This is a genomic window from Bradyrhizobium sp. MI1.7 (genome assembly GCF_055811795.1).
The window spans coordinates 1-11,790 of the sequence record NZ_JBVVPO010000126.1 but is presented as its reverse complement, the minus strand read 5'-3'; the positions used below and the strand labels follow the sequence as shown (position 1 = coordinate 11,790).

At 62.1% G+C, this 11,790-nt stretch carries 9 protein-coding genes and 6 pseudogenes; 6 read left to right on the top strand and 9 right to left on the bottom strand.

Features of this window, described 5'->3' with window-relative positions; all coding sequences use genetic code 11:
- Positions 1-757 precede the first annotated feature (757 nt).
- Genes AC0L3X_RS45265 through tnpB form a run of 3 tightly spaced genes read left to right on the top strand, consistent with a single transcriptional unit; the run spans position 758 to position 1,841 of the window.
- A complete protein-coding gene (locus AC0L3X_RS45265) occupies positions 758-1,150 on the top strand; it encodes a hypothetical protein (protein WP_439034102.1) in 393 nt (130 codons plus the stop codon).
- Positions 1,151-1,179: 29 nt separating this feature from the next.
- On the top strand, positions 1,180-1,602 hold the full coding sequence (tnpA, locus tag AC0L3X_RS45260; RefSeq protein ID WP_439034101.1) for an IS66-like element accessory protein TnpA: 423 nt from the start codon (positions 1,180-1,182) through the stop codon (positions 1,600-1,602).
- Positions 1,596-1,841 carry an IS66 family insertion sequence element accessory protein TnpB gene (gene tnpB / locus AC0L3X_RS45255; RefSeq protein ID WP_439034100.1) on the top strand — a complete coding sequence of 82 codons (246 nt, stop codon included), beginning with the start codon at positions 1,596-1,598 and terminating at the stop codon, positions 1,839-1,841. Before tnpA ends, tnpB begins: the two co-directional genes overlap by 7 nt.
- Here the strand turns inward: tnpB and AC0L3X_RS45250 are convergent.
- The 3 genes and pseudogenes from AC0L3X_RS45250 to AC0L3X_RS45240 all read right to left on the bottom strand — a co-directional run.
- Positions 1,812-2,783 (bottom strand): hypothetical protein, encoded by a 972-nt coding sequence (locus tag AC0L3X_RS45250; RefSeq protein WP_439035784.1) that lies wholly within the window; start codon positions 2,781-2,783, stop codon positions 1,812-1,814. The genes tnpB and AC0L3X_RS45250 overlap by 30 nt on opposite strands.
- Before the next feature lie 63 nt (positions 2,784-2,846).
- A pseudogene (locus AC0L3X_RS45245) lies at positions 2,847-2,990 on the bottom strand (hypothetical protein); the annotation flags it as partial.
- 74 nt (positions 2,991-3,064) lie between these two features.
- A pseudogene (locus AC0L3X_RS45240) lies at positions 3,065-3,505 on the bottom strand (recombinase family protein); the annotation flags it as partial.
- Positions 3,506-4,396: 891 nt separating this feature from the next.
- Between AC0L3X_RS45240 and istA the strand changes: the two are divergent.
- Both istA and AC0L3X_RS45230 read left to right on the top strand, forming a co-directional pair.
- Complete coding sequence (gene istA, locus AC0L3X_RS45235; protein WP_439035715.1) at positions 4,397-5,935, top strand: IS21 family transposase; 1,539 nt, start codon at positions 4,397-4,399, stop codon at positions 5,933-5,935.
- A gap of 11 nt (positions 5,936-5,946) precedes the next feature.
- A pseudogene (locus tag AC0L3X_RS45230) lies at positions 5,947-6,270 on the top strand (ATP-binding protein); the annotation flags it as partial.
- A 34-nt stretch (positions 6,271-6,304) separates the two neighbouring features.
- Here the strand turns inward: AC0L3X_RS45230 and AC0L3X_RS45225 are convergent.
- The 3 genes and pseudogenes from AC0L3X_RS45225 to AC0L3X_RS45215 form a co-directional block, all read right to left on the bottom strand.
- Complete coding sequence (locus AC0L3X_RS45225) at positions 6,305-8,374, bottom strand: recombinase family protein (protein ID WP_439034099.1); 2,070 nt, start codon at positions 8,372-8,374, stop codon at positions 6,305-6,307.
- The gene (locus AC0L3X_RS45220) at positions 8,355-8,555 is read right to left on the bottom strand and encodes a hypothetical protein (RefSeq protein ID WP_231145832.1); all 201 of its coding nucleotides are present in this window, start codon (positions 8,553-8,555) and stop codon (positions 8,355-8,357) included. Before AC0L3X_RS45220 ends, AC0L3X_RS45225 begins: the two co-directional genes overlap by 20 nt.
- Positions 8,556-8,619: 64 nt before the next feature.
- Positions 8,620-8,844: pseudogene (locus AC0L3X_RS45215) on the bottom strand (DUF5372 family protein); the annotation flags it as partial.
- A gap of 22 nt (positions 8,845-8,866) precedes the next feature.
- Here AC0L3X_RS45215 and AC0L3X_RS45210 point away from each other — a divergent pair.
- Positions 8,867-9,289: pseudogene (locus tag AC0L3X_RS45210) on the top strand (ATP-binding protein); the annotation flags it as partial.
- A 383-nt stretch (positions 9,290-9,672) separates the two neighbouring features.
- Here AC0L3X_RS45210 and AC0L3X_RS45205 read toward each other — a convergent pair.
- From AC0L3X_RS45205 to AC0L3X_RS45195, 3 genes and pseudogenes are all read right to left on the bottom strand, one after another.
- Positions 9,673-10,029: a hypothetical protein gene (locus AC0L3X_RS45205; RefSeq protein WP_439034098.1), complete on the bottom strand. Its 357-nt coding sequence runs from the start codon at positions 10,027-10,029 to the stop codon at positions 9,673-9,675.
- On the bottom strand, positions 10,026-10,289 hold the full coding sequence (locus tag AC0L3X_RS45200) for a hypothetical protein (protein ID WP_439034097.1): 264 nt from the start codon (positions 10,287-10,289) through the stop codon (positions 10,026-10,028). The genes AC0L3X_RS45205 and AC0L3X_RS45200 overlap by 4 nt, the downstream gene beginning before the upstream one ends.
- A gap of 748 nt (positions 10,290-11,037) precedes the next feature.
- Positions 11,038-11,282: pseudogene (locus tag AC0L3X_RS45195) on the bottom strand (TrbI/VirB10 family protein); the annotation flags it as partial.
- Between the last annotated feature and the right edge of the window lie 508 nt (positions 11,283-11,790).

Below are 11,790 nucleotides of genomic sequence, written 5' to 3'. Positions count from 1 at the left end.
ATCTGGAGGGCATCGAGCAGCAAGATGATCGCTCGCAAGAACTTGGCGTCGACAGTCTGGTACCGTGGTCGGTCGTGTACTGTGGTGTGCTGTGGTGGTCGTGCTGCAGTACCCCAAGGCTACTCAACCCGTACTCTCGTCGCCACTACCAGCTCCCGTAGGTCTGGCCTTGCCCCAATATGTGGAACGGCCGGCGCACCAAAAGCGTTTTCGGTCGACTTCCACATCGGAGCGATGCGGTCATATGTCCGGCCGTTGCGGGGGGCACACGGCCGCGGGCGTCAGAGATCCGCGGAACGATCATAATGGCTTCCATCAATCCTCGCCAAAGTCGTAGGATGGAGTTTTAGGAATCGGTGACATCCCCTGGCTATGTTCGCGTGAACGGTCGCCTTATTCGCATGATAACTCGCATATTGTTCAGTTCGATCGTCCTGCTCCTGGGGATGACAGTTGCGGCGTCCTCCCAGCCGAAGCGCGTGTTGATTGTTCATTCCGTTGGTCGGGACTTTTCACCTTGGGATGACTACGCGAGGAAGGTCCGGGAGGAGTTGAGGCAGCAATCAGCCGACCCCATCGATATCTTCGAGGCCTCCCTCTCGACTGCGCGCTTCCCCGACGGGAACGAGGACGCCTTTGTCTCTTATTTGAATGCAGTGTTTTCCGAGCGGAAACTCGACCTCATCATGACGATCGGCGGTCCCGCGGCGCGATTCTTTCAGCAGAACCGTCAAAGGATTTTTCCTGCGATCCCAACTTGTACGCCGCCCTCGCGCAGCAGATGTCTTCGAACGCAGCGGCGACCGATGCAATGGTTTCGGTATCTGTCGATGCATTAAGCTCTATCGAGCAGATCATAAAGTTGGTTCCGGAGACAACCAAAGTTTTCATCGTGATCGGGAATTCTCCGATCGAGAAGCTATGGCTGGAGGAGATGCGCAAGCTGTTCCAGCCGCTGACCGGCCAGCTCGAAATTACTTATTCCAATGAACTGTCTCTGGAAGAGATTCTCAAGCAGGTGGCTAACCTGCCTCCCCGGACTTTCATCGTCTATGGGCAGATGTTAGTGGACGCCGCGGGTGTGGTGCACGGTAAGCGTAGCGCCGCGGCCCTTCAGAATGTCTGTGCGCGCTTTTGGGAGCACCGCTAGAAGAGTCATCTTCTGCAAGGGTGCTCACAATGGACGACCATTCGGACGACATAAGACGACCGTTGTCACCGCGTATCGAAGTGTACGCAGGCGCAGGTCGAAAGCGCTGGCCGGACGATTTGAAGGCACAGATTGCCGCGGACAGTCTCGAGCCGGGGGCGATTGTCACAGATGTCGCACGTCGCCATGGGTGCCGGCCCCAGCAGGTGCACGACTGGAGGCGCCGGGCGCGTTTGGGCCAGTTGGTACTGCCGGCTTCGGCGGACACGCTGTCGTTCGTGCCGGTGGTATCGGAATCGGCGTTACCGGCGGCCGCAGAGCCCACCGGGTCGCCGGAAGCAGCCGTTGTGACGGTTGAGCTCCAGGGGGCACGAGTTGAGGTGCGAGGGGCGCCTGGCCTTGCTGTGTTGAGTGATGTGTTCTTGGCGCTTCGACGGACAGGTTCATGCTGATGCCGCCCGCGAGCCTCATGATTTACGTGGCGACGCAACCTGTGGACTTCAGAAAAGGTGCGGAGGGTTTGGCGCTGTTGGCGAAGGAGACGCTGGGCCACGATCCGATGAAGGGCGTGGCGGTGGTCTTCCGTGCGAAGCGCGCTGATCGGGTGAAGATCGTTGTCTGGGATGGTAGTGGCCTCGTGCTGTATTGGAACTACGTGCATTCATACTACAGCTCCTTCAGCTTCAGTTGAGGGTTTTGGCACCGTTGCCGTCTTGAAGGGGGCGGCTCGATCGACAAGACGATTCCATCGACTGCATTGCTTGCGCGGCGGGTTCGATGCGGGAATCTCGTACAGGCAATAGTGCGCATTGTAGGCATGCCGGGCGACGAGTCCATTTTCAGCCCACCTGGCGAGCGTCGTTTCGTGGATGTTTAGGCGCGCAGCCGCTTCTCGTTTTGTCAGCATTCCGCGATCTCGCAGTCGGTCATAGCGCGAGCGCAGGCCGTCCCGATGGACGAGATAGGCGACTAGCGAGGCTGTGAAGCGGGCGCCGTGGCGGCCGCGCCGCGCTGATCCTCCCGGGCGATATCCTTGCTCGTTGAGGAGTTCGGCGATCTCCGAATAGATGTGTTTGTCGAGGAGCTTATCGACCAATTCGACGATACCGGGCGGCGTCTTCACCTGCTGCGCCGATGATTTTGGGCTCATAGTGGAAAGCGTTTGGATTTTGCCGCCCTTGAAGCGGACGTGAATCTTGGTGGTGCCCTCCGCCGGCATCTTGATGAGGGTGGCATCCTCGATGATGTGGGCGAGCAGCCGTTTGCGCTCGCGGTCCGGCGTATCCGGATCTGCCCAAAGCTTGTTGAAGTCGACTGTCATTGCGATCAGCCGCTTGCGAACAGCTTCATCGAGAATGAGCTGATCTTGCACTCGTGCGCGCTCTCGATCTTCGCGGGCTTTGGCCAACACGCGGAGCTTCTCGTTCCATTCACCTTCGAGCGTGTCGGCGACGAGACGATTGTTTGGGTCGACCAACATGAAGCGGCGCTGGGCGAGATCGGCTTCGATTTGGGCCCGTTCGATCGCGCGACAGCGCAACCGGTCTGCTTCCTCATACCGGACTTCGATCTCCCTGCGGATCTCGAGCGTCAACTCGACGGCGGCCGGCGTCATCTGTTCGGCAATCAGCATGCCGATGGCGTTGTCGATCGGAGGCCCGGCGATTGACTGACAGTTTGGTTCGCCGCGATAGCCGTGAGCGCGATCACAGACGTACCAGGCATCCAGCCGTCCACGCCGGGCAGTGTAGCGGAGACGGAAGTGCTTACCGCACAGTCCGCATACTGCCCGTCCTTGCAGCAGCGCCGTACCTTCTCGCGGAGGCGATGCGCGCGCCACCTCGTATCCCCACCATTGGTCTCGAGAATCTTGAGATTCTCCTGGAATCGTTCCCAGCTGATGTAGCCGGGATGAGCATTTGGGATGCAGGCCAGCCAATCATCGTGGTCACGCTTCCGCTGCACGATCTTCTTGCCGTCGATGGCTCGTCGATAGCGCCGCCGTCCATAGACGTAGCAGCCGGCGTAGCGTGGCTTGTTCAAGACGCGTATTGCCGTCGATGCGGTCAATGGCCGAAAGACCGTTGTCTGGCTGTTGCGCAGACGCGAGGGAAACAGAAGGCCATCCTTGCGAAAGGCTTTGACGGTTTGGCATGCAGAGCCCACGCGAGAGAACGTGTCAAAGAAATGGGCGATCGTCTCACTGACCTGCGTGTCGGGATCGAGCCTCACGTTGCCGGATTGGTCATAGATCAGGCCGGTTGGAAGGGTGCAGCGATACTCGCCGCGTCTCACCTTATTGAGGATCCCGCCGCGTAGCCGTGCCTTGATCACGTGCAACTCAGCCTCGCTCATTGTTCCCTTGAGGCCGAGCAGGAGCCGGTCGTTGAAACTTGTCGGATCGTACACGCGTCCTCGTCGAGGATCAGGGTGTCGGCCAGCGCGCAGATCTCCAGCAAACGTTGCCAGTCGGCATTGTTCCTCGCGAGCCGGGAGACCTCCAGGCCCATGACGATCCGGCGCGCCCCATGCCGACGTCGCTGACTAACCGCTGGAAACCCTCGCGCCAGGCGGCCGATGCGCCGGACTCGCCCTGATCATTGTCAACGACGATGATTTGCTCGTCGCGCCAGCCGAGGGCAGTTGCGCGTCCGCGAAGCGCATATTGCCGCTTTGTACTCTCGACGTTCTCAACGACTTGTCGCATCGAGGACTGGCGAATGTAGAGGTAGGCATCCCGTTCGAGGTGGTGAGGCTGGACTTTGAGGGACTCCCTCATGGCGTTCTCCGCTCGAGTGTGCTCATCGCCATTGTCGCGAGCACGTAAACGACAGCTGTGCGCTCGTTACGCGGCACTGGTGGAGTACGCGATGCAACTGACTGTTGAACAGAGCCCGCGGCGGCCAACGTCTGCGCCCACCCCCACATGCCCCGGCGCAGAAAAAGCATGAGGCCACTGCGGGCCGTAGGCGGCAGCGCTTCGCCGAGAGCTGCCATACGCAGCACCTCATACTGGGCCGCAATGGCGGGTGAGAGGGTCGAATGCTGATTCCGCTCGATGTCGCCCACCCTTCCGGAATGATCTCGCCCGCCGTTCCGATTTGACGTCGCCCATCATTCTGAGATGATCTCGCCCACCCTTCCGGGATGATGTCGCCCGGGGTGACGTGGCCTCTTCTGGCTCCGATACGATCCCGCCTTTCGGCTTTGCAAAGGGGGATCTGGATGCCGACGGAGAGGCTTGCGATGCGTCATGTGCGTGATGTGATCAGATTGAAGATGGCCGGGATGCCGACCCGGGAGATTGCGCGGCGGATGGGGACGGCGCCGTCCACGGTACGGCTGACGATCCGCCGGTTCGAGGCGGCCGGGCTGAGTTGGCCATTGTCCGACGACGTCACCGACACAGAGCTGGAGGCCCGGCTGTTCGCTGGTGCGGGAGCCGGTGCCGGCACCCGGCGGGGCCATCGGCGGCAGAGGGAGCCAGACTGGGCTTTGGTGCATCGCGAACTCAAGCGCAAGCACGTGACGCTGTCGATCCTGTGGGAGGAGTACATCGCCGGCGAACCCGGCGGATATCGCTATTCGCGGTTTTGCGAGCTGTACCGCGCCTGGGAAGGCCGTCTGTCGGTGACGATGCGCCAGTCGCATGCGGCCGGCGACAAGCTTTTCGTCGATTATGCCGGCGACGGGGTGCCGGTGGTGATCGACCGGCGCACTGGCGAGCGGCGCGCCGCGCAGATTTTTGTCGCGGTGCTGGGCGCGTCCAGCTTCACCTACGCGCAGGCGACGTGGACGCAGGGACTGGCCGACTGGATTGGCAGCCATGTCGGCGCCTTCGAGGCGATCGGCGGGGTGCCGGCGCTGCTGGTGCCCGACAACACCAAGGTCGCGGTGATCAAGGCCTGCCTCTACGATCCCCAGATCAACCGCAGCTACGCCGACATGGCGACGCATTACGGCACCGCCATTCTGCCGGCCCGGCCGCGGCGGCCACCGGACAAGGCGAAGGTCGAACAGGCCGTCCTTATGGTCGAGCGCTGGTTGCTTGGGCGGCTGCGCCATCGGACCTTCTACAGCCTCGCCGAGGTCAATGCGGCGCTCGCCGAGCTGCTGACCCGGCTCAACGAGGAACGGCCGATCCGGCGGCTCGGGGTGACCCGCCGCAAGCTGTTGGAGGAGATCGACCGGCCCGCGCTCATGGCGTTGCCGGAGAGCCCTTACGTGTTTGCCGAGTGGCGGATCTGCCGGGTCAGCATCGACTATCACGTCGAGGTCGAGGCACATTACTACAGCGTCCCGCATCGCTTCGTTCGCGCAGAGGTCGAGGTGCGCTTCACCGCCCGCACCGTCGAGATTTTCCACAAGGGCGAGCGGATCGCCGCGCATCAGCGCATGAGCGGCAACCACAAGCACACCACCGTGCCGGAACACATGGCGTCCAGTCATCGGCGCTACGCCGGCTGGACCATCGAGCGCATCCGCCAGGATGCCGCCGCGATCGGGTCGGCCACTGCGGCGCTGTGCGACCTGATCCTCGATGAACGCACGCACCCTGAGCAGGGCTTTCGGGCCTGTCTCGGCATCATCCGGCTCACCCGGTCCTATGGCCGCGAGCGGCTCGATGCCGCCGCCATGCGAGCGATCGATATCGGCGCGCGCACCTATGGCTCGGTCAAATCGATCCTCGCCAACAATCTCGATCGGCGTCCTTCGCAAAAGCGGTCCGCGGACGATGCGCCGATCCTCCATCCCAACATCCACGGGCCGCGCTACTACAACTAGGAGATCTCGTCTTGCTCAATCATCCGACCCTCGATCAACTCCATCAACTCGGCCTTCACGGCATGGCCAAGGCCTTCGCCGACATCGAAGCCGGCGGTGACGCCGCAAGCCTCGGACACGCCGAATGGCTCGCGTTGCTGCTGGAGCGCGAAGCTTCGCTACGACGCGACAAGCGGCTGTCGAAGCGGCTGCAATACGCCAAGCTGCGCCAGCAGGCCTGCGTCGAGGACATCGACTACCGCACTCCGCGCGGCCTCGACCGCAGCCTGCTGACGATGCTGGTCGAAGGCCAATGGATCGACGACCACGCCAACCTGCTGATCTGCGGACCCTCCGAGCCCGCTTCATAATGCTCACCTTTCTATCTCGTTAGAGTTCCAGTTCTTTTTGTAGCGGATTGCCAGACGGCGGGCGTCTGAGGCGCCGCGCGGTGGCGGCTCGTTTGACGTCTGGACGCTCAAGATCGGCTGCTTTGATGATCCAAGGTGCCCCTTTGCAAAGCTGGCCCGCCGCGAGCTGGCCGTCCTTGATCAGACGTCGCACGGTTGATGGGCTGACAGAGAGGGCCGCGGCAGCCTCGTCCAGAGTGACCTCGCCGCGGTCGCGGCGCTCGCCTTCGCGATAGGCTGCGACGTCGTTGTGGCTGCGCAAGCTGCACACTCGCGACTTGGTCCAGCCATTGCCGCGCCCCGTGGTCTTGCCGGAGCGGTTGAGCACCGACGCGATCGCTTTGTCCGGCATCTGCCGCGCCAGCACGCGCACGAGATCGACTGTCTCTCCCGCTGCACTCCAGCGGTGCTGGCCGGAGCGATTCTTCTTGACCTTGAGAGCGGAATGGTCGCCGCCGTGCCAGCGGATCACCAGATCGAGCTCGGTGTCCTCGACGCGGACGACGATCTCGTCGATCAGCGTTCGCACGATCCGCTTGCGCGTCTCGGGTGCCACGCTGGCACTCGACCAAGCACGCTCCAGGTCGGCGCCCAGCGTCATCAGCCGCTCCCTGTCCGCAGGTGTGAGATCAACAGCGGGCGAAGCCGTCAGTCCCTCCAGCTCCGTCTCCAGATTGCGCGCGACCGCCAGCCGGTCATTCCATCGCTTTTCCAGCTCGGCGGCGACGAGACGATTGTCGGGATCGACAGCATCGTATTGGCGGCGCGCCCGCCCCACCTCATAGCGAGCCTGCTCCAGCGCCAGTTCGGCTTGGCCGCGTTTGTCTTCGTTCGCACGGCTGCGCGCACCCTGCGCGGCGAGTGCCGCCTCGATACCGAGCGGTTGCAGGCGCTGGATCACCTCAGCGGCCACGTCACGATCGATCCGCATGCCGCCGAACGAGATGCAAGGGTCACCACCATGATTGTTGGCGCCGCCCCGACAATGGTAGCGCCCGGTGTTGCCGTCCTTGCCGGAGTAGGCGACGTGAAGTTTGCGCCCACAATGGCCACAGCGCAGCAGGCCGGCGAGCAGAGCCTCACCTCGGCGCAGGGCACCGCGGCTCATCGGGTTCTTGCCGTTGGCGTTATCCGCAATCAGGCCGAGGTTCCTCTCGTGGTCCGCCCAGCTCAGATAACCCTCATGATGGTTCGGGATCAACACCTCCCAATCCTTGCGCTCCCTCTTGAAGCCGCGAACCACCTTCTTGCGACCGGCCTCCATGCTGATGCGGCTGCCGGTGCGCCCGAATGCATACGCGCCGGCATAGATTGGGTTGGTCAGAATGTGCAGGATCGTGTTGTAGACCGGCAGCTTCCACTCGACCAAGTGGCCTTCGGCGCCATAGGTAACGGCGGGCAGCGGAACGCGCTCGTGTCTGAACCAGAGGTGCACCTGACGCACCGACTGCATCTCGGTGAACTTGGCGAAGACGAGCGCAATCGCCTCGCCGACGCGCCGATCCGGGTCCTTCTCGATACGGTTGTGGCCGACCCGCACGTAGCCGACGGCGACCGTCATGAACAGCTCGCCCCGGCGCGCCTTCTGCTTCAGCGCTTCGAGCGAACGCTGGCGCAGTACCGACAACTCCATCTCGCTCATGGTACCCTTCATACCGAGCAGTAGGCGATCGTTGGGCTGTCGCGGATCGTAGACGCCGTCCTCGTCGGCGATCAATGTGCCGACGAGACCGCAGAACTCGAGCAGCGTGTGCCAGTCGCGACGGTTGCGTGCGAGCCGCGACGCTTCGATCGAGACCACGACCCCGACGCGCACCTCACAGATGGCAGCCAGCAGCTTCTCGAAGCCGGGCCGCGCGACGCCACCGCCGGAGCGGCCGAGATCGTCATCGATGACGGCAACATCGCTCCAGCCCAGCTGTCGCGCGCGCTCCGGCAAATTGTACTGACGGCGCTTACTTTCCAGGTTGTGGGCGACCTGATCAGGTGTCGACTGACGGATGTAGACGACGGCCTGACGGGCGAGGTGCTCAGGCGTAACCTTGCTCATGAGCGGCCTCCCTCGTCTCTGCGGTTGGCGTGCCCGTCTCGATATTGGCGCCGTCGGCGAGGGCCTCGACCAGTAGCCCCTCGATCAGGCGCACGAGAGTGCTTCTCTGCGACGCCGGAATCGCCGGCGTCTGGCGATCCTGCTCGAACAGGCTCCGTTGCAAGTGGCGTCTTGGTTGCATGATCCCCTCCTTCACGCAGGGGCCATGCCCCGCCTCGAGAGGCGATAAGCACATCGATTCGCGCCCGCAGCTCGACGAGCCTTTCGACAGCCAACCGAGGGCTTGCTGTGAGCGTTGCAGACCGAGCAATATCCTCGCTCATCCAGGCCGGGATCAGGGCGAGTGTCCCGTCGGGCTGCACCACGACCAGATGGTCCTCGCCGGCGAAGCGCTTGCGGTGCGCGACCTGCACCATCTGCCCAGCCCGAGGATGGAACGGAAGAGGATCAAAACCTCGAACGCCGGACACCCGGCATTGTGACGCTGTCTCGACCGGGGTCGGCAAGAGCTGGCTCGCCTCGGCGCTCGGCAACAAGGCCTGCCGCGACAATCGCTCCGTGCTCTATCAACGCGTGCCGCGGCTGTTCGGTGAACTCGCTCTCGCGCGCGGCGACGGACGCCACTCCCGTCTGCTGCGCGCGCTCGGCCGCATCGATTTGGTCATCCTCGACGACTGGGGCCTCGAGCCGCTCGACGCCGCCGCCCGTCACGACCTCCTGGAGATCCTCGAGGACCGCTACGGTCGCCGTTCCACCGTCGTCACCAGCCAACTCCCCGTCGATCAATGGCACGCGCTGATCGGCGACCCTACCTACGCCGACGCCGTCCTCGACCGCCTGGTCCATAACGCCCACCGGATCAACCTCAACGGCGAGAGCATGCGGCGAACCCGCAAACCCGGCCGCGAGGCCTGAGCCCGTGGCGCTGTGGACATGCCGCTACGCTTGGACAACGCGAAGGGCGTTGCCCACATCCCCACAGCAGAGCAGCAACAGACAACGAAGACTTCGAGCCGCGATTCAAGGTTGACCTCGCGGCTTCGCCGATGCCAAAAAACCAACAGCCAGAACGCCTGACGCCCGGGCGACATCAAAATCGGAAAGGTGGGCGAGATCATCGGAATCGGCACTCCCACCGCCCAACACGGCAAATCCAGCGGCAAGGACGAACTCAGAACTGGATAAAACCTGGGTTCAAGGTCACGGTCCGCAAGCTGATCCTGCCGTGAGCCGACCAATGGGACCCGCGCGAGTCATCCCAATAAAGGGGCGAAAGAGAAGTTAGGACTTTTACGCTTTCAATCCAAACCTTCCGGGTTTCCGAGGTCAATCAATTCGTCCAAAACGTGATCTAGACTACCCGCGTCCCGATCCAGCTCGACCAAGAAGGCACCGTAGAACTCGTTATGATGGATTCGTCCAAAGCGCCGGTCCTCATAGATCTCTCTTTCCGCAGGCCGCGCTAGACGCAAGCGCATGATGCCGTAATCGTCGCACAGAGGAGCCCCGCCAGACTTCAGGGCCGAGAGTTTGGTGCGCAATTCCTCACCTTTTAAGATCGCTTCAGCTGCCACATGGGTTTTTGAAGCAAATGCAAAGGCGGGACGCCGGTCGACCTCAACCGCGAAAACGGAAAGGGAGGGGGATTCTCTCATTTCTTGATCTTCAGACCGATCTCAACGAGCCGGCGAATTGCTTCGGACAACGTTGGCTTGTCCGGCTTGCTTTCAGCCCACTCCACGATGGCGGCGCGCGTAGTTGAGTCGGCTCGAAACCCCATAAGCGGAGTGGTTCCGGTCCGGGGGCGCCCCATGATTTTTTGTTTAACAGAGCTTGATTTCTTCATACGTTCTGTATAACAAAATAACAGGCCGGAGGGAAGTGGCGCTTCCGCTCCGGGCGCCAGCGCCAGCAAGGCTGCTGGACCCCGCGTTCGCCCTTATCGCCGAGAAGAGGGCGGCCGACCTCGCTCACACCAAGGCCATTGAGCACACAGACACCTTTTCCCCCGGCGACCATTCCGACGCCTGCGTGCATGCTTGGGACGCTCACGTCGCTCGCCTCGTCTGAGTCAAAGACCCGCCCGCCGTCGAAGCGTCGTGGCTTTAACGTGAAACGTGAAACAAAAAGTGCGTTTCATGGCTTCCGAAATCGCTGTGGGCGACCTGTTCACAAGTGAAATCGGAGTTGATTGCTCCATGCAAATCATATGTGAACGAGTCTGGGGGACGGAGATAGCCCGGCGTCGCCGACAAGCTGGTGAAATACCTCCGAGCCCTCTTCAAATGGGCGATCGGCAAAGCCTCGCCTCGCACAATCCGGCTGACGGTGTTGCAAAGATCAATGAATCGGAAGGCTGGTACACTTGGACCCCCAAGAAGTGAAGCAATATCGGGATTACCACGCAATCGGCACCAAGGCGCGGTTGGCGCTCGAAATCATGCTGACCATCGGTGCTCGTCGATCTGACGCATGCCGGATAGGCAGGCAGCATGAAACCGATGGCGGGCGATGGTTCACCTTTGTTGCGTGGAAAGGCCGTAACAGAGCCAAGACGCGGAAGACGATCAACGCCGAGATTCGGCCCGAACTTCGTCGAGCGCTGGCGGTGATCCGAAGACCTGGACATTATGATTGTCGACCTCATCATTGAAGCCACCCTAGCCGTCCGCGTCCGCCATGCCTCTGATCTGCAGCGTCGAGCTGTTCGGGAAGATGATGTCAGTCCAGACCACTAGGACGCGGCTTTGTCCGAATGCATGCAAGCATGAAATCGTACCGTCCCATCAGTTTGGCGCCCTGCGGGATCAGCAGCTGATGGCCTGTGGCGCTGCCGTAGACGTTTGGCTGACCGGGGCGGTGATGCGACCGGAAACTCGGAGTTGATGCCGGTGAGGTGAAGTCGCGGTCGCGAAAGTTACACGACGCCCCGGATTATTTGGGCGCTTCTGAAAAGCGCGGGATATACCGGGGCTCCCGAGCCGCTGACTACCGTGGCCGTCGTCTGATGAACGCGGTGAGCGCCAAAGCGATCTGAGACCGGCGCAGGCCGGCAGAGCGCAAGGTGCAACAACAGGCGTCCCGAAACGAGTGAAGCGACCTGCCAAAATGCGCTCAAGCGCGTAAACTTGATCTAGCTCCTCGTTCCGCGAATCTCAGACGCCCGCGGCCGTGTGCCCCGCGCAAGGGCCGGACATATGACCGCACCGCTCCCATGTGTGAAATCGACTGAAAACGCTTTTGGCACGCCGGCCGCTCCACATATTAGGGCAAAGTCAGACCTACGTGAGCTGGTAGTGGCGACGAGAGTGCGGGTTGAGTAGCCTTGGGGTAATGCAGCACGACCGACCACGGTACCAGACTGTCGACGCCAAGTTCTTGCGAGCGATCATCTTGCTGCTCGATGCCCTCCAGAT